Source organism: Pandoraea captiosa, from assembly GCF_902459775.1.
Taxonomy (GTDB): Bacteria; Pseudomonadota; Gammaproteobacteria; order Burkholderiales; family Burkholderiaceae; genus Pandoraea; species Pandoraea captiosa.
The window spans coordinates 61386-78733 of sequence record NZ_CABPSQ010000014.1; the positions used below are offsets into that span (position 1 = coordinate 61386).

General features: G+C 62.8%; 19 protein-coding genes and 1 tRNA gene. 12 read left to right on the forward strand and 8 right to left on the reverse strand.

What is annotated here, in order from left to right; translation table 11 throughout:
• Positions 1–56 precede the first annotated feature (56 nt).
• The gene (locus PCA31118_RS23695) at positions 57–1370 is read right to left on the reverse strand and encodes an MFS transporter (RefSeq protein ID WP_246190406.1); all 1314 of its coding nucleotides are present in this window, start codon (positions 1368–1370) and stop codon (positions 57–59) included.
• On the opposite strand from PCA31118_RS23695, the gene PCA31118_RS27530 reads away from it, so the two are divergent.
• Positions 1369–1491, forward strand: coding sequence for a hypothetical protein (locus PCA31118_RS27530; RefSeq protein ID WP_281356303.1), 123 nt, complete (start codon positions 1369–1371; stop codon positions 1489–1491). The two genes, PCA31118_RS23695 and PCA31118_RS27530, sit on opposite strands and share 2 nt — an antisense overlap.
• Here the strand turns inward: PCA31118_RS27530 and PCA31118_RS23700 are convergent.
• Positions 1470–2123, reverse strand: a complete 654-nt coding sequence (locus tag PCA31118_RS23700; RefSeq protein ID WP_150627427.1) for a DsbA family oxidoreductase — start codon at positions 2121–2123, stop codon at positions 1470–1472. The genes PCA31118_RS27530 and PCA31118_RS23700 overlap by 22 nt on opposite strands.
• A 280-nt stretch (positions 2124–2403) precedes the next feature.
• Between PCA31118_RS23700 and PCA31118_RS23705 the strand changes: the two genes are divergently transcribed.
• From PCA31118_RS23705 to PCA31118_RS23725, 5 genes are all read left to right on the forward strand, one after another.
• Complete coding sequence (locus PCA31118_RS23705; RefSeq protein ID WP_150627428.1) at positions 2404–2940, forward strand: cupin domain-containing protein; 537 nt, start codon at positions 2404–2406, stop codon at positions 2938–2940.
• 128 nt (positions 2941–3068) lie between these two features.
• A complete protein-coding gene (locus tag PCA31118_RS23710) occupies positions 3069–3695 on the forward strand; it encodes a flavin reductase family protein (RefSeq protein ID WP_150627429.1) in 627 nt (208 codons plus the stop codon).
• Positions 3696–4083: 388 nt separating this feature from the next.
• A complete protein-coding gene (locus PCA31118_RS23715) occupies positions 4084–5661 on the forward strand; it encodes a complex I subunit 4 family protein (RefSeq protein WP_150627430.1) in 1578 nt (525 codons plus the stop codon).
• Between the two features lie 296 nt (positions 5662–5957).
• The gene (locus PCA31118_RS23720; protein ID WP_150627431.1) at positions 5958–7199 is read left to right on the forward strand and encodes an ABC transporter substrate-binding protein; all 1242 of its coding nucleotides are present in this window, start codon (positions 5958–5960) and stop codon (positions 7197–7199) included.
• A 28-nt stretch (positions 7200–7227) separates the two neighbouring features.
• Positions 7228–8100 carry a carbohydrate ABC transporter permease gene (locus PCA31118_RS23725; RefSeq protein ID WP_150627432.1) on the forward strand — a complete coding sequence of 291 codons (873 nt, stop codon included), beginning with the start codon at positions 7228–7230 and terminating at the stop codon, positions 8098–8100.
• 57 nt (positions 8101–8157) lie between these two features.
• Here PCA31118_RS23725 and PCA31118_RS27215 read toward each other — a convergent pair whose 3' ends face one another.
• A complete protein-coding gene (locus PCA31118_RS27215; RefSeq protein WP_217431295.1) occupies positions 8158–8301 on the reverse strand; it encodes a hypothetical protein in 144 nt (47 codons plus the stop codon).
• On the opposite strand from PCA31118_RS27215, the gene PCA31118_RS23735 reads away from it, so the two are divergent.
• A complete protein-coding gene (locus PCA31118_RS23735) occupies positions 8271–9116 on the forward strand; it encodes a carbohydrate ABC transporter permease (RefSeq protein ID WP_246190407.1) in 846 nt (281 codons plus the stop codon). The two genes, PCA31118_RS27215 and PCA31118_RS23735, sit on opposite strands and share 31 nt — an antisense overlap.
• Before the next feature lie 3 nt (positions 9117–9119).
• Here the strand turns inward: PCA31118_RS23735 and PCA31118_RS23740 are convergent, their stop codons facing one another.
• Positions 9120–10172, reverse strand: coding sequence for a LacI family DNA-binding transcriptional regulator (locus PCA31118_RS23740; protein WP_150627434.1), 1053 nt, complete (start codon positions 10170–10172; stop codon positions 9120–9122).
• 139 nt (positions 10173–10311) lie between these two features.
• Here PCA31118_RS23740 and PCA31118_RS23745 point away from each other — a divergent pair, with 139 nt between their 5' ends.
• The 5 genes from PCA31118_RS23745 (at position 10312) to PCA31118_RS23765 (ending at position 14269) form a co-directional block, all read left to right on the forward strand.
• Positions 10312–11256, forward strand: coding sequence for a phosphatidylinositol-specific phospholipase C (locus tag PCA31118_RS23745; RefSeq protein ID WP_246190408.1), 945 nt, complete (start codon positions 10312–10314; stop codon positions 11254–11256).
• Between the two features lie 114 nt (positions 11257–11370).
• Positions 11371–12159, forward strand: a complete 789-nt coding sequence (locus PCA31118_RS23750) for an inositol monophosphatase family protein (protein WP_150627435.1) — start codon at positions 11371–11373, stop codon at positions 12157–12159.
• Between the two features lie 216 nt (positions 12160–12375).
• Positions 12376–12915 (forward strand): DUF3455 domain-containing protein, encoded by a 540-nt coding sequence (locus tag PCA31118_RS23755; protein WP_246190409.1) that lies wholly within the window; start codon positions 12376–12378, stop codon positions 12913–12915.
• A gap of 98 nt (positions 12916–13013) precedes the next feature.
• Positions 13014–13577 (forward strand): sigma-70 family RNA polymerase sigma factor, encoded by a 564-nt coding sequence (locus PCA31118_RS23760; protein WP_150627436.1) that lies wholly within the window; start codon positions 13014–13016, stop codon positions 13575–13577.
• On the forward strand, positions 13574–14269 hold the full coding sequence (locus PCA31118_RS23765; RefSeq protein ID WP_150627437.1) for an anti-sigma factor: 696 nt from the start codon (positions 13574–13576) through the stop codon (positions 14267–14269). The genes PCA31118_RS23760 and PCA31118_RS23765 overlap by 4 nt, the downstream gene beginning before the upstream one ends.
• 103 nt (positions 14270–14372) lie before the next feature.
• Here PCA31118_RS23765 and PCA31118_RS23770 read toward each other — a convergent pair.
• From PCA31118_RS23770 to PCA31118_RS23785, 4 genes are all read right to left on the reverse strand, one after another.
• A tRNA-Lys gene (locus PCA31118_RS23770) sits at positions 14373–14448 on the reverse strand.
• Positions 14449–14554: 106 nt separating this feature from the next.
• Positions 14555–15670, reverse strand: a complete 1116-nt coding sequence (locus tag PCA31118_RS23775) for a YeeE/YedE family protein (RefSeq protein ID WP_150627438.1) — start codon at positions 15668–15670, stop codon at positions 14555–14557.
• 412 nt (positions 15671–16082) lie between these two features.
• Complete coding sequence (gene ybgF, locus PCA31118_RS23780) at positions 16083–16826, reverse strand: tol-pal system protein YbgF (protein WP_425495398.1); 744 nt, start codon at positions 16824–16826, stop codon at positions 16083–16085.
• 10 nt (positions 16827–16836) lie between these two features.
• On the reverse strand, positions 16837–17337 hold the full coding sequence (locus PCA31118_RS23785; RefSeq protein WP_150627439.1) for an OmpA family protein: 501 nt from the start codon (positions 17335–17337) through the stop codon (positions 16837–16839).
• Positions 17338–17348 lie beyond the last annotated feature (11 nt).

Consider the following 17348-nt stretch of genomic DNA (forward strand, 5'->3'; position numbering starts at 1 on the left):
CCGCACAAAGCCCCGCACCTTGGCGGGGCTTTGCGTTCCAGTGACGCCAGACGGGATCAATGCGCGCGCTTGCCCACCAACCGCATTCCGCTCGCAACACATCCCGCCGCAGAAAACACGGCGCCCCACGCCAGTGCCCACGTCGAGCCGTGCGTGCCGAACAGGCCGAGCGCCAGGGCGACCAGCGCAGCGCCGGTCGCCTGTCCGAGCAGACGCGATGTGCCCACCATCCCGCTCGCGCCGCCACTGCGCTCCGGCGGCGCACTGTGCATGAAGGCCTTCAGGTTCGGCGATTGAAAGAAGCCGAAACCCAGACCGCACAACGCCATGCGCCAGCCGATATCCCATAACTGCGCCTGCTCCGGCATGATCGCCAGCAAGGCCATCCCGGCGCTGAGCATCGCCAGGCCGATGGCGCCCAATGCGCCCGGCGGGTACTTGTCGGACAAGCGTCCGGCGACCGGCGCAATAGCGGCCACGAAGAACGGCCAGGGCGTCATCAGGAACCCGGTCTCGATCGGGCTGCGATGCAGCACGTTCTCGAAATAGAAGGGTAACGACACCAGCCCCAACCCCTGCGTGGCAAAGGCGCAGATCGCCGTGAGCGTGGACAATGCGAACGCGGGCAGGCGCAACAGGTCCACCGGCAGCATCGGCGCACGATGACCGCGCTCACGCCGAATCAATGCCCATCCGAACACGAGGGCGCCCACGAAGCAGGCGAGTGTCAAATGCCAGTCGGCCTGCTGCGCGCTCTGACTCAGCGCGAAGATCAACAGCGAGAAGGTCAGCACGTTGAGCAGCGCGGCGATCATGTCCGGCTTGTGCTCGCTGCGTGGGGTGTCCGGCAGATTGCGACGCGAGAACGCCAGCGCCAGCAATCCCGTCGGCACGTTGATGAGGAACAACCAGGGCCAGCTCGCAAACGCAAGCACCAGCGACGCCACGGTCGGCCCGATGGCAAACGAGATGCCGACGATCAGCGCGTTGAGACCGACACCGCGTCCCAATTGCGCGGCCGGGTACAGGAAGCGAATGAGCGCAATATTGACGCTCATCACCGCCGCCGCACCCACCCCTTGCAGCACGCGCGCGCCGGCGAGAAAGCCCAATGAAGGGGACAGCGCACACAGCAGCGACGCGACGAGAAACAGCGCCACGCCCCACATGAAAACGCGCTTGTGCCCGACACGCTCGCCCAACGAGGCAAACGGCAGCAAGGTGGCGACCATCGCCAGCTGATAGGCATTGACGATCCAGACCGAGGCCGAGGGCGTGGTTTTCAGATCGAGCGCCATTTGCGGCAGGGCCGTATTGGCGATGGCGGTATCGAGACTGGCCAGCGAGACGGCGAGGAGAATCGCCGTCATGGCAAGCCCGCGTCCGGTCGTGGGCGGTTCGTGCGAGTGCGCCGCTGGGGCGCTCACCGTCGAGGGGGCGGCGGTCGGGGGCAACGACGACATGACGGTTCAGCCCTCGGCCAGAATCTGACGAATGGCTTGCTCGAAGACTTCGGGCGGCTGGCCGCCACTCACCAGATGGCGGTTGTTGAAGATAATCGCGGGCACGGAGGTGATGCCGAGATTCTGATAGTGACGCTCAAGCGCACGGACTTGCTCCGCGTACTCGTGCGTCGACAGGATCTCGCGCGCACGTGTGGCGTCGAGCCCGACCTGTTGCGCAGCATCGACCAGCACTTCCGGATCGCTCGTACGCTTGCCCTCGACGAAGTAAGCGCGAAACAGGGCTTCCTTGAGCGCGAGTTGCTTGTCGTTGCCAAGCGTCTGCGCCCAGTGCAGCAGGCGGTGCGCGTCGAACGTGTTGTACGCATGCGTGCGCAAATCCATGCGCATCGGAAAACCTTCTGCGGCGGCGCGTGCACTGATGTTCGCCTGATTCTGCGCCAGTTGCTCCGGCGACAGACCGTACTTGCGCGACATGTAGTCGGCAAGCGGCACGCCCTCCACCGGCATGTCGGGGTTCAGTTCGAAGGGGCTGAAGTGCAGGTCGGCGTCGACCTCGTTACCCAGACGGGCAAGTGCCGTCTTCAACGAGGCAAGGCCGATGGCGCACCACGGGCAGGCGACATCCGAAACAAAGTCAATCTTGAGTGTGGCAGACATGATCCGACGGCGCCAAAAACGGCGCGTGCAATGAAAAACGCGTCGCCTGGCGCGACGCAACGGCAATCGTCGCACAAATCGAAAAATCTCGCCGATGCGGGCCGCGTTTATGCGCTCGGTCTTGCGCGATGCGCCGTTCGGGGTAGGTGCGACACGGTGATCGATTTGCGGCCTGTTTTATCTGTCGGAATCATTGTTTTGTCAGGCGAATCACGCGGGGTTTGCCTTCGTGACGATAGCGACATGCGATATCGTGTGAAGACTTTCCAAGGAGTCCGTTATGTCCACAGCCGCATTCTCCGCTGCCGATCTCGTCGCTGCGCTTGGCCTGTTGCCGCACCCCGAGGGAGGACATTATCGGGAGACGTATCGGGCCGCAGAGACGGTCGCCGCTCAAGCGTTACCGAGCGGATTCTCCGGCGCTCGCAGTATCTCGACTGCGATTCTCTATCTGCTCGAAGCCGGTGACTTTTCTGCATTCCATCGCATTCTCAGCGACGAAGTCTGGCATTTCCACCTTGGCGGGACGCTATTGATCCATGAGATCGATATGGACGGCAAGCTGATTACCACGCGCCTCGGTCACGATGTCGCGAGCGGCGAACAGCTCCAGCATGTCGTGCCGGCCGGACATTGGTTTGCTGCACAACCGGCGCCGTCGACACCGCCGTCGACACATTACGCACTCGTCGGATGTACCGTCGCGCCGGGCTTCGCTTTCGAAGATTTCGAAATGGCCGACCCGGCGGCGCTGGCCGCGCAATGGCCGATGCACCGCGACCTGATCGCGCGCCTGGGACGCAGCGCATCGACGTGACGTTGCCGCTGAAGTCTGCACGTTGGGGAGGTGCGCGACGGGCCATCGGAAACAATGGACGGCGAACGCAGATCGTCAGAGTGCGATAGCATCGACGCAATACCACACTCCATCGCTTATCCATTCTCATGTCCCAATCCGACGACGTTCATTTCTACGATCCGGCCAAAGGCCACGGCCTGTCGCACGACCCGTTCAAGGCGATTGTCGCGCCGCGCGTGATCGGCTGGATTTCCAGCCGCGATGCGCAAGGCCGCGCCAATCTCGCGCCCTACAGTTTCTTCGGCGCATTCGCCACTTTCCCGCCGATCATCGGGTTTTGCAGCGAGGGTTACAAGGACTCGCTCTCCAACATCGAAGCCACGCGCGAGTTTGTCTGGAATCTGACGAGCAAAACCCTCGTCGAACAGATGAATCAGTCGTCGGCGCCCGTACCGCACGAGGTGGACGAGTTCGAGCTCGCGGGCCTTACCAAGGCGCCCGGCGTCAATGTGAGCGTGCCGCACGTGGCCGAGTCGCCTGCGTCGCTCGAATGCAAACTGCTGCAAGTGGTGCGCATGCACGACCTCGACGGCAAGCCCATGAACAACTGGCTGACGTTGGGGCAGGTGGTCGGCGTGCATATTCGTCGCGAGTTCCTGAACGACGATGGCCTCTTCGACACCGCCCGCGCGCACCCGGTCATGCGCGCCGGGTATCTCGGCGACTATGCCGAGATCGGTCCGATGTTCGATCTGCGTCGTCCGAAGGCCTGATCGACGTTTCGATTTCGATTCTCTTGCGGTAACGCGCGGCAATTGATCGCGCGTTCTCCGTGCTTGCGCTGCGTTCGCACGCTCTCCGTGTCCCGCTTTGTCCCGCTTTGTCGCGCAAGGCCGCCTGCGATACACCAAACGCCGACCGGCCAGTCGGACAACACACTCGCAATCATTTGTAAAATTTGCTGCGATGCAAAATACATTTGACGCGCGTATGCTTGCCACCTTCGTTGACGCCTCTGCGCCCGGCGTCCCCTCCGCAGGCATTGATATGCCTTGATTTTCGCGTTTCGCGTCGAATGATGCGCGAGGGGTAGGTTCGTCCGTGGCCGCGTCGACATAGCGCAATTGCGCTCGTTTTTGTTGCGGCACACCAGGACCCTTCATGTTCCCCATCCTGTCCCTCCTGATCTGGCTTCCCATCATCGCCGGCGCGCTCGTCATGCTGCTCGGCCGTGATCGTCATCCCAATACCGTGCGTTGGGCATCGCTCGTCGCTGCCGTGATGTCGGCCGCGCCGATCGTGCCGCTCGTGCGTGGGTTCGAGACCAGCGCCTCTCGCGTGCAATTCGTGGAGCGCTTTCGCTGGATCGACTCGTTCGACGCGTCGTGGCATGTGGGCATCGACGGCATTTCGCTATGGCTCGTTGCCCTGACCGGTGTGACCACGATCATCGTCGTGCTGGCCTCGTGGCGTGCCGTGACCACGCGCATGAGCGCGTACTTCGGCAGCTTCCTGGTGCTCTCCGGTCTGATGCAGGGCGTATTTACCGCGCAGGACGGCATGCTGTTCTTCGTCTTCTTCGAAGCGACGCTGTTGCCGCTCTACCTGCTGATCGGCGTGTATGGACGCGCCAACAAGACCCGCGCGGCGGTGAAATTCTTCTTCTTTTCGCTGACCGGTTCGCTGATGATGCTCGTGTCGATGCTGTATCTGTACATGCAGACGCAGAGCTTCGACATGGCCCGCTGGCAGGCGCTGCATTTGCCGCTCGCCGTGCAGGTCATGCTCTTCATCGGATTTCTTGCCGCGTTCTCGGTCAAGGTGCCGATGTGGCCGGTGCATACGTGGCTGCCGGAAGTGCATCTCGACGGGCCGACAGGCGCTGCCGTGATGCTCGGCATGCTCAAGCTCGGCGGCTACGGATTGCTGCGCTTCAATTTGCCGCTGCTGCCCGACGCCAGTCACTTCCTTGCGCCGCTGATGGTGGTGCTGTCGCTCGTCGCCGTGATTTACGCGAGTCTGGTGGCGCTGGTGCAGACCGATCTTCGCAAGCTGCTGGCCTATTCCGCCGTGGCGCACATGGGATTGGTAACCCTCGGCCTGTTCCTCTTCTCGGAGATGGGCACCGACGGCGCGGTCATGCAGATGATTTCGTACGGCATCGTGTCGGGCGCCATGCTGTTGTGCACCGGCATGTTGTACGACCGCACCGGCAGCGCGTCGATCGACGGATATGGCGGGGTGGCGAGCACCATGCCGCGCTTCGCGGCGTTCACCATGCTGTTTTCGATGGCGAACGTCGGCATGCCGGGCACGTCCGGTTTCGTGGGCGAGTTTCTGGTGCTGATGGGCGCCATCAAGGCCAACTTCTGGATCGGTGCGCTGGCCTCGCTGACGCTCGTGCTAAGCGCGGCCTACACACTGTGGATGTACAAGCGCGTGATGTTCGGTCGTGTGGGCAATGAACGTGTGGCCTCGCTCAAGGATCTGAGCCGTCGCGAGTTTGCCTTGCTGGGGGCGATGGCGGTCATGGTGCTGGGTATCGGCCTCGATCCGAAGCCGTTGACCGACGGTATCGACGCGACTGCCATCCAGGTCGTTCAGGACATCGAGAGCCACCGGTTGCCTGCGGGCGATCCTGGCAGCGCGGAGATGGCAGGGCGGCGGCACACCGACCCCCGCAGCGATACCGCAGGCCACGCGGCAGCGACGGTCAAGGGCGTGCGCCCGGATGCCTAAGGTGCGCTGACGTTGACCGTAGACAGGGACGCGGGCGCCCCAAGACGCCCTGGCGTTCCCCTGACGGTCCGCTGATGATGCTCTGTGGGTCCTCCGTTGGTTCCTCGTTGGTCATTCGTTGGTCATTCGTTGGACAGTCGTTGGACAGTCGGCAGCGCCTGACTCGCTGCCACAATTCTTTAACGATCCCTCGCCAGAATGTCGGACATGCCATGCAAATGGCCATTTTCTGTACCGGATTTGCACACGTGTGCAATCGCAGGGCCACCGACGTCGTCAACCCAGTGAGAGATCGCATGAAACCATTTACCCGCCTGCGCGCTGCTTGCGTCGCCGCCTCCGTCGGTCTGTTCGTTGCGGCGGCAGGCGCGAGTGCGGCCGATCTGGTGATCGCCGGGCGCGACGACATTTACGGCAAGGGCCTCGCCGAAGCCGTGGCGGGCTTCAGGAAGCAGCATCCCGATGCCGACATCGAGTTGCTCAAACTGCCCAATGCCAATCTCTATCAGAAGCTGAAGCTGTCGATGCGCGAGGGGACCGGCGCTTACGACCTCGTGATGATGGACGACACCTGGTCGCCGGAATTCATGGCAAATGGCTGGCTCAAGCCGCTGCCCGCGTCGCTGGTCGATGCCGATATGGTGGCGTCCACCGTGGCGCTGGGGCGCGCACCGAACGGCAATCTGTACGCCTTGCCGGTCGTCGGCAACGTCGAAATGTTCGCCTACCGTCGCGACCTGCTCGCCAAGTACAAACTGCAAGCCCCGCGCACCTGGGACGACGTGTTGAAGATCGCGCAGGCGACCAGCGCCGATACCAGCGTGTCCGGCGTCGTATTCCGTGGCACGAAGGGCAACCCGGTCGTTACGGGCTTTCTGCCGATTCTGTGGGCCTACGGCGGTGACGTGATCGACACGAACGGGAAGGTCGCGATCGATTCGCCGCAGGCGCTCGCCGCGTTGAAGATGTTCGTCTCGCTCAAGGCCTATGCGCCCAAAGACGTTGCCGTCTACGGTGCGGCCGAGGTGCGCGATGCGTTGCAGAAGGGCGCCGCCGCGCAGGCCATCGAAGTGTGGCCGGCGTGGGTGCCCGCGCTGGACGATCCGAAGCAGTCGCGCGTTGTCGGCGAGGTTGCTTTGCAGGCACCGCCCGGACAAGTGAAGGGATCGGCACCCATGCTCGGCATCTGGCAGATGGCCGTGCCGAAGGACGCCCGGCACGCTGCGCTGGCGCAGGCGTTCCTCGCGTACCTGACATCGCGTGAGACGCAGACGCGTCTGGCCGCGATGGGCATTCCCCCCACCCGCAAGAGCGTGTTCGAAGACCCCGCGCTGGTGAAGCAATTCCGCTGGTACCCGGATCAATTGAAGGCGCTCGAAGCGGGCCGCGCACGTCCGCGAGTTAAAAACTGGGAGCAGATCGAAAGTCTGCTGGGCGATTCGCTGCAACTGGTGCTCACCGGACAACTCACGCCGGAGGCGGCGCTGCGACAGGCGTCGCAGAAAATCGCACCGGTGATTGCCACCGCAGCCAACTGATCACGCCATTCGGGCATTGGACGATTCCATGCGTGCCGTACGTCGCTGGTTGCCCCTGGTCTGGCTCGTTGGACCGGCGTTTGCCGTGATCGCCGTGCTGGCGTTGTATCCGGTGCTGCGGGTGCTGGTCGATTCGTTCTTTCATGTCGACTACGCCTCCGGGCACCGGGCGTTTGCAGGACTGCAGAATTATCGGACGGTACTCGCCGACGACAACTTTTCAGCGAGCTTCTTCAATACGGTGCATTTCACCGTCGTCGCCTCGGTATGCGAGGTGGCGCTCGGTGGTGCGTTGGCGCTGTTGTTCTCGCGGGCGTTTCGCGGGCGGCGCTTCGTCATGCCGTTGCTGATCCTGCCGATGATGCTCTCGACGCTCGTGTGCTCCGCCATCTGGCGCAACTGGCTGAATTTCGGCGGGTTCCTGAACGCATGGCTCGCGAAGTTCGGCATGTCCGGCGTGCCATGGCTCTCGGATCCGGGGATGGCGATCTGGTCGCTCATTCTCGTGGACGTCTGGCAGTGGACACCGATGGCGTTTCTCATCATTCTCGCCGGCATTCAGTCCATCGATCCCGAGTTGTACGAGGCGGCGCGCACCGACGGCGCGAGCGAATGGCAATGTCTGCGCGATATCACGCTGCCGCTGCTCGTGCCACAGTTTGTCCTGGCCCTGCTGTTGCGCTCGATCGACACGTTCAAGCTGTTCGACAAGGTCTACGCGCTCACCGGTGGTGGTCCGGGGAACGCCACGCAGACGTTGTCGACCTACGTCTACGACACAGGCTTTCGCTTTTTCAGTGTGGGACCGGCCGGTGCGGCTTCGGTGTTGATGTTGCTCGTGGCGTCGGTACTGGTGTCGGTCAACGTGTGGATGTCGATTCGAAAGCCGAGGGCGCGATGAACGGTATGACCGATCGTATGACGAACCCCGCGTCTTCCGCGCGCGCTGCGTCTTCAGTCACGGATGCGAGTTCTGCCATTGCGCAGCCTTGGCAGGCTGAGCAGACGCGCACACCGGCACTTCGAGCGCTTCGAGCGCTTCGAGCGCTTCGAGGGCTTCGAGCGCTTCAAGTGCTTCAAGTGCTTCAAGCGCTTCGACCATCGGGACAGCACGCGGCGCTCTGGACGTTGCGTATGGCTGCGCTGATCCTGATGCTCCTGCCGTGTATCTGGATGCTCGGCGCGGCGTTCATGCCGACGCTGGAGCGTCTCGATCGTCCGCTCGCCCTGTGGCCGCATGCACCGACGTTGCAGCACTTCCAGGCGGTGTGGGAGAGCGGCATCGGTCGTCAGATGCTCAACTCGCTGCTGGTGAGCGTCGGCACGACGTTGCTTTCGCTCTCGCTGGCGTTTCCGGCGGCGTACGCGCTGGTGCGCATGCAGTTCCCGGGGCGTCTCGACATCGTGTTTCTGATGCTCGTACTCGCCGTGAAGCTGATGCCGCCGATTACCGTGGCCGTGCCGCTGTTTTCCCTGGCGAAGACACTGCACCTGCTCGATTCCGAAGTCGGCCTGATGCTGGTCTATCAGGTATACACATTGCCGCTCGCCGTCTGGATGCTGCTCTCGTTCGTGCGGGAGATTCCGGTGGATTACGACGAGGCCGCGTGTATCGACGGCGCAGGGCTCGTCCAGCGGCTCGTGCACATCATGCTGCCGCTATGCGCGCCCGGGCTCGTAGCCACGGCGATTTTCGTGCTGATCGCCGCATGGAACGAATTTCTGCTCGCCTTGTTGTTCGTCTCGTCGCCGAGCCGCTTTACGTTGCCGCTTGCCGTGGCGGGCTACGTGACGGAGAACGGCATCGACTGGGGCGATCTGATGAGCGTGGGGTTGATGGCGTCGCTGCCCACGCTCGCTGTGGCCGGATACGTGCAACGGTATTTGCTGCGCGGCTTTTCCGGCGGACTCAAATGATCGTCAGGGAAGTCGATTCGTCGGCGTGAGGCCACAGCTGTGGCGCACCACGCGGGTCACGGGCACGACGCGGGTGCGGGACGCACCGGAATAGGCGTTCATCCGCTCGATGAGCATGTCGGTCGCGGTGTCGGCCAGTGCATGGGTGTCTTGCGCGATGGTGCAGAGTTGATAGTTCCCGTAGCTCGCCGCTGGAATGTCGTCGAAGCCAACGATGCGCACGTCTTCCGGCACCCGCATCGCGAAGTGCCGACGAGCGGTATCGATGAAGCCGAGCGCCAGCAGGTCGGACGAGCAGAAGACGCCGTCGGGCCGCGAGGCCTGCGAGAGCAGGGCGTGCGCGGCCGCGACGCCGCACTCGTAGGTGTCGCCGGTCGTGCTGTGCGTGTCGACGTGGCGTGCGCGATGCGGGTCGGCGTTGGCAATGTTTCGGATTGCGCGCAGGAAGCCGGTGCAACGCGCCTTGCCGCTGTAGCTCGGTCGTGTCGGCCCGACGAAAGTCAGACGCGTAGCGCCGGCGTCGATCAGCATGTGCGCCGCGAGGCTGGCGCCTGCGGCGTTGTCGCTGACGGCGACATCGGCGCCCGGCAGATTCGATGCGCGGTTGATCATCACCACCGGGATTTCGCCTTCGAGGTATTGGCGCGCGAGACCGAGCGGGGAAGACGCAGAGGTCATGATGACGCCGCCGATCCGGTAGCTCAGCAGCATGTCGAGCGATTGCCGGATCTGCACCGGGTCGTCGGCATTCACCACGATGGGGGTGAGCTTGTGGCGTCCGAGCGCGGCAATGATGTGTGCGAGGAGCTTCGCACGAAACGGGTTTTCGAATCCGGCGGTGACGACTCCGACCATGCTACTGCGTTGCATGATCATCTCGCGCGCGATCAGGTTGACCTGGTAGCCGAGCGAGCGAGCCGCTTCCATGACGCGCTCCCGGGTCTCGGGGGCGATGCTGGCCGCGGGTGAGAAGGCGCGCGATACGGCGGAACGCGAGACACCCGCCTGACGAGCGACATCGGCAGCGGTGACCCAGGACGTTTGTTTCTTCGGCATGGCGTGGCGAGTAAGGAGACGCAAAGCTTGCTTCGCGCAGCGTGCCCGAAGAATGGGGCAGGAAGATGACGACGAAACGAGATGCAACGGTAACACGTACGATGCCGGTCGCCGAAAGGCGCCGGGGAAATGATCTCCTATGAACCTGATGCCAATTGAGCTGACCGGTGCGGGCATGGCCGACTGGATGACGGCACTGCCCGAGGATATCGCGCTTAATCGCCTGACTTTGCCCGGCAGTCACGACACCTGCGCCTATACGGTAGACGACGCGCTTGTGAAAACACAGGGGGCGAGCCTTGCCGTTCAGTTGGCGCGCGGTGTGCGGGTGCTCGACATTCGTTGCCGTCACGAAGACGACGTGTTTCACATCAACCATCAACGCGTGGCGTTGGGGTTGACGTTCGACGACGTCATCGTGACGTGCGCGGCGTTCTTCGCCCGGCATCCCGGCGAGTGCATCGTCATGTCGATCAAGGACGAATGCGGCGACCAGCACTGCTCGCGCAGTTTCGCGCAGACCTTTGCGTCTTACGTCGACAGCTACGCCCCGCACGTGCGGTGGTATCTCGGTGACAGGATTCCTGTTCTTGGCGATGTGCGTGGGCGCATTGTGGTGTTGCGGCGTTTCGGTCATTCGCACGCGGCGAGCGGGCCGCTGGGCATCGATCTCACGGCGTGGCCGGATAACGCAACGTTCGATATCGACGCGCCCGGCGCATCGTTCGCCATTCAGGACGAGTATCGCGTGCCGGTCGAGCGCGCCATCGACTACAAATTTCGCCGCATCGAGGCATTGCTCGAACACACGGCGCGCCTTGCGGTGCAGCGCTGGGTGCTCAATTTTTGCAGCGGCACCGGCATGGGCGCGAATCCCTTTCGCGTGGCGTGCGGCGGTGTACGCGGCGGTCAATGCGGAATCAATGCGATGCTGCTTGAGCGGTTGGCCGCATACGCGGGGCCGTGCGGCACGTTGATGATCGACTTTTGCGAGCATGCCGATTGGGCGCTCGTTCGGGAACTGGTCGCGCGCAATGCTTGCTGGCAGCGCGAGTCATCTGACGATGGCGCTGCCGGGACGTGAGTTCGGGGCGCGTTGCAGGTTCTGCGGGGCCGTGACGTTGCGTCGCGAGCGCCAGATTTCAGTGTGGACTTCAGGACGGTCGTGCTGGCCGTTCGTCTTCAGGATCTTCGTGTCATGCATGCCATGCTTGCTGTTGCGGTCAACGCGGCGATCAGTGCCGCACAGATCATTCATCGCGCCTCGGGCGATCTCAACCAGCTGACGGTCAGCAAGAAGCAGCACAACGATTTCGTGACGGAGGTCGACAAGGCGTCGGAGGCCGCCATCATCGAAACGGTGAGAGCGGCGTTTCCCGATCACGCGATTCTGGCCGAAGAGTCGGGGTGCACCGACGGCCGGTCCGACTTCCAGTGGATCATCGATCCGCTGGACGGCACGACCAATTTCATACACGGCTTTCCGTACTACTGCGTGTCGATTGCGCTGGCCTACCAGGGGGAGGTGACGCAGGCGGTGGTCTACGACCCGAGCGCGAACGAGCTTTTCACGGCGACACGTGGGGGTGGCGCCTTCCTCAACGAGCGTCCGATTCGCGTGGGGGCTCGGGATTGCCTGGCAGACGGATTGATCGGTACCGGCTTTCCATTTCGCGCCACGGACGATGTCGAGACCTATGCGCGATTGTTTGTGGAAATGAGCCGCGCGTGCGCGGGATTGCGACGCCCGGGGGCGTGTGCGCTGGATCTCGCCAACGTTGCCGCAGGCCGTCTGGACGGATTCTTCGAGCAGGGCGTCAATGCGTGGGACATGGCGGCGGGCAGCCTGTTGGTCACGGAAGCGGGCGGCCGGGTGGGCGACTACACCGGCGGTGCCGATTTCCTGCGCCTGGGTGAGATCGTCGCCGGTAGCCCCGCCGTTTACGGGCAGATGGTGCCGAGGCTCGCCGGGTATAGCCGGGTATAGCCGGGTATAGCCGGGTATAGCCGGGTGTAGCCGGGCGGGACGGTGAGGGTTCGTGGCGGGGCTGTGGACAATGCGGCGCACGGTGCACGGCAAATGTCGGACGGTCACGACATTTTTCACCGACCTTGCATCCGAATCGACGGCTCATGTGTAGAGAGGGTGATGCGCTCGAATTCGAGCCATCAGACCAAGTCCATCCTCTTCAGGAGTTCTGCCATGAATCGCGTCGTCCTTCTCAGCTTGGCCGTCCCGGCCTTTCTCAGTGCATGCGCCGGCAATATGTCGATGCCCGGTCCCACCGCTCCGGTTGCAGACGCCGTCAAGGTTCCCGACGGCCACCGCATTGCGTGGCAGACCGTTGGCAAAGGCGAAATCCTTTATGAATGCCGGGAAAAGAAAGACGCCATGGGGCAGTTCGAATGGGCCTTCGTGGGGCCCGACGCGGTGCTGAGCGACCGTTCGGGCAACGCCATCGGGAAGTACTACGGTCCGCCCGCCACGTGGGAGTCCAGCGACGGCTCGAAGGTGACGGCCACGCAGGTCGCCGTATCGCCTGCGGGCACCGGAAACATCCCCCTGCAACTCGTCAAGGCGAACCCGGCGACGGGGTCCGGGGCCATGCAGGGCGTGACGTATATCCAACGGTTGGCGACGCAAGGCGGCACGGCGCCGAGTTCGCAGTGCAGCATGGCGACCAAAGGTGCGAAACAGACCGTCAAATATCAGGCCGACTACATTTTTTGGAAGGCCTCTTGACAGGTTCTGACGCCAAAGGCATTTTTCGGACAACGTAGAACGTAGTCGATCTTCGGCGGCATGACAGTCATGCCGCCGAACGCTTCCGAGAGGTGCGTGTGCACGAAGAGACGGACGAGTTTGACTACGAGTCGTTGATTGCTGCCTGTCGGGGACGGGACCCCACGGCATTGCGGCAACTCTATGAGCGAGACGCTGCCTATTTGCTGGGTGTCGCCCAACGCATCGTGCGCGACCGGCAATTGGCCGAAGATGTGCTGCATGACGCGTTCGTGAGTGTGTGGACGCAAGCCGCCACCTTCGATGCAGCCCGCGGCTCGGGCCGCGGATGGATCTTCAGCATTGTCCGCCATCAGGCGCTCAATACCGTTCGACGCCGGAACAAGGAAGTCGATATGGACGAGAGCGAGATCGATATCCATGTGAATGCCACGACGATGCCCGCACCCGACGCGTTTTCATGGGAAGCCGATCCGTTGATGCGCGGGCGTCTGGCCCAATGCCTGGAGCGGCTCGACCCGCCTCGTCGTGCAAGTATTCTTTACGCGTATCTCGACGGCTGCTCGCACAGCGAGATCGCGCAGCGCCTGCGTTCGCCGCTCGGCAGTGTGAAGGCGTGGGTACGTCGTGGGCTGCAGTCTTTACGTGAGTGCATGGAATGACGCCGGACGAACTCACCGCGCTCGACGACCTCGCGGGCGAATATGTCCTTGGCACCTTGTCCTGGGAACGCAGGCAAGAGGTGGAGTCGCGACTCCCGCATGAGCCGGTGCTGGCGGCGAAGGTCGCGCAGTGGGAGTCGAGGTTGCAACCATTGGCCGATGCCGTCGTGCCGGTCACGCCATCCGCGGAACTCTGGCCGCGCGTCAGCCTGAGCATTACCCCGGCTCGACAGTCGGTATGGCGCCGCTGGTGGGACGATATCCGCTTTTGGCGTCTGGCCTCCGGCGCCGTGACATGTGCCGCCGTTCTCCTTGCCGTCGCGTTGGGGGTCAAAGTCGGCGCGCCGACACCGGCTCCGCGGTTTGTCGTCGTGCTCGCGTCTCCGTTGGATAAAAGTCCAGGCTGGCTGGTGCAGGCGGGGGCCGACCGGAAATTGCGGTTGATTCCATTGAAGCCGGAGCCCATGCAGTCCGACAAGGCGTTGCAGCTATGGACGAAGGCAGACGGGTGGTCGGGGCCAGTCTCGCTGGGGCTGGTCAGAGCGGGCGAGCCTGTCGAAGTCGATATCGACAAACTTCCCCCGTTGCAACCCAACCAGTTGTTCGAGATCACGCTCGAACCGCCGCAAGGCTCGCCGATCGGCAAGCCGACCGGGCCGGTGCTTTCAATCGGACGCGCCGTCGCGACGTAGTGGTGCGGTTCGGACGTTGTGCCCCGCGATTTCGACGTGGGCACAAAACACCCGCTGCAAAAACGAAAAGGGGTTGCGATTTCTCGCAACCCCTTCTGTATTCTGGTAGGCCGTGCAGGATTCGAACCTGCGACCAACGGATTAAAAGTCCGCTGCTCTACCAACTGAGCTAACGACCCAACGAAGAAAAAGATTATAGCGTCCGGGTCGTTATAGTGTCAATACTTCTGTGACGCAGATATGTCCGTTTGCAGGCCATTTCTCGCGGTTACGCGCAATTTGCGCTCAAACGCTGCGCTCAATGCGCCACATCTGATACTTGAACGCGCAGATGCCGCCCACAAGAATTGCCCCGATCGCCACGAACGAACCGAGCGCCAGCGTCGACAGGCCGGATAGTCCCTGGCCCACCGTGCAGCCCAGTGCCGTCACGCCGCCGAAGCCCATCAGCACACCGCCCACCATGTGGTTGGCCGTGTCCTCGGTGCCCTGAAAACCTTCCCAGCGGAAATTGCGCGATACCAGCGCGTAGGCGAACGATCCCGCGATCACGCCCAGCACGCTGGAGATGCCCAGTGTGATGACGTTGCTCGTGTCGCTCCACATCATCAGCCAGTAAAGCGTGTAAGCCAGCGGCGAGACGAACGACAGGGCTTCCATCTTCCCGGAGTTCGTCGCGACGAAACTCTCTTCGAGCGTGTTCGGATTTTCAGCCACGTAGCCGACGTTGCCCGACACGTACCAGAGCCCCACGATGATCGCGCCCACGACGAGCCCGCCGAGCCAATTGTCGAACGTCCAGAATTCACGACGAGCGATGGCGGCAATCACAAAGGCGCCGCCGATCAGCACACCGAGAATGAGCTGTGCCCGATGCACATCGCCACCGAACACGCCGCCGAGCAGCGTCGGCAGATCCTGCGATGTCGCAAACGTCGTTTGCACGCTGTCGAGCGCGGCAACGCGCAAGACGGCGAACAAACCCTTGAGCGTCATGTAAGCCGACACGCCGATCATCACGAACACGAGCAACGACTTCAGATTGCCGCCGCCGATACGCACCAGCGTCTTGCTGCCGCAACCGGAGGCGAGCACCATGCCCACGCCGAAGCACCATCCCCCAACGAGATACGACAGCCAGGTAAAGCGCGGCGTCGTGTAAATCGCCTTGACCGGGTCGATGATGCCTTGCGACGCCATCACCCCGGTGCCGATCGTGGCGACGCCGATGGCGAGCCACCACATGCGCATGCGATTCCAGTCGCCGATATTGACGATGTCCGAGAGCGCGCCCATCGTGCAGAAGTGGGTGCGTTGAAGCACGGCCCCGAACACGAAGGCCAGTCCGAAGGTGAGCCACACGACAGTGTGGGAGAGGGCGGTGAGATCGACGTCGGTCATGAGGCGAGAGGACGATAGCGGCCGTGCCCGGCCGTTCGATACATGATGCGGGCCACGGGGCGCGGCCGGCTTTGTTGTTATCAGACACGTCGCGCAGCCAGGTGCGCGTACCTGTCGCGGGCACGGTCGTCATGACGTGGCAGTGCCGTTTCGGCCCACCCGCATCCCCTGAGACGCCGCGCCTCGAACGTTTGGAAAGTCCGTATTCTACTTGAGGTCTCGCGCGTGTCCGGCAAAGCCGACGCAATTGGAGGGCAAAACAGGGCAGGGAGGTCGAGTCGGCCCAGGATGTAGGGAGACCGTCAGGAAGGCTGAAGCGGCCGAAAACGACAACGCCGCCCAAAGGCGGCGTCGTACGCATGACGAGAGACCGGAGCGGGAGATCGGTTCGCGCAACCTCCCGAGGCAGGTCTTACTTCGGATTAGGCCAGCGCTTCTTTGCGTCGGCGGCCGATTGGCTGTTGGGATACTTGGCCAACAGGTCGTTGTACGCCTTTTTCGAGATGGCCACTTGCCCGGCCGCTGCGGCATTGCTGGCGATCGCCATCAGTGCTTCGGCAGCCTTGGGGCTATCCGGGTATTTCGTCACGATGCTTTGCAGCGTCGCGGTCGAGCCCTTCAGATCGTTGTTGGCGTACTGCGAATTGCCAAGCCAGAACAACGCTTCAGGCTGATACGGGCTGCCCGGATACTTCGCGGTGAAGGTCCGGAAATCCGTTTGCGCCCCTTTGTAGTCACCCTTGCGGAATTTGTCGAGCGCGGCGTCGAAAACTTCCTTCTCGCCCGGTTGGACGGTGCCGGTGACGCCACCGACGGTCATCTGCTGAGGTTCGAATTTCTTCAGCCGGCCATCGAGGTCGGTATAGAAGTCCTTCTGACTCTGTTGCAGGTTGGCAAGCTGATTTTTCAGATCTTCGTTCTGGCCGCGCTGGTCGGCCAGATCACGTTGCAACTGCTGGATCTGGTTGTTCAAATCCAGCACGTTGCGCGTGAGCCCCTCGATCCGCTGCTTGTCCGAATCCAGACGGCTGCGGATATCGAGGATCGCTTTGCGCGCCTCGTCGTCGTCGAACAATCCGGCATGCGCGAGCGGGCTCAGCACCGAAGTGCCGAGCGTCACCGCGCAAATCATGTTTTTAAGCAAACGAGACGTCATAACGATTCAATCAATAAGCCAGGTCGACGCGACGGTCCTGAGCCCAGGTGGCTTCGTCGGTACCCGTAGCCTTTTCCTTGCCCAGCGACACGGCTTCCATCTGGCTGGCGTTCGCGCCCAGTGCCGTCATCGTCTTCAGAACGGCTTCTGCACGCTTCTGACCCAGTGCCAGGTTGTACTCGCTCGTACCGCGCGGGTCGGTGTTGCCTTGCAGCAGCACGCGGCGTTGCGAGTACTTCGTCAGGAAAGTCGAGTGCGCCTGGAGCAGCGGGGTGTACTGCGAATCGACGCTGTACGAATCGAAGCCGAAGTACACGCTGCGCTTGGCGAGCGGGCCGTTCGGGTTGTTCAGTTCGTCGGCCGAAGCGTCGACGGGGGCGACGGCGCGGGCGTCGGTCGTGGTTTGACCCTTGTTGGCGTTAGCCTGGTCGTCGAGCTTCACGCCCGACGAGCAAGCGGCCAGTGCGGCCAGCGAAGAGATGGCGAGGATATTACGAAGCAGGGAACTCATTTGAGCCTCCG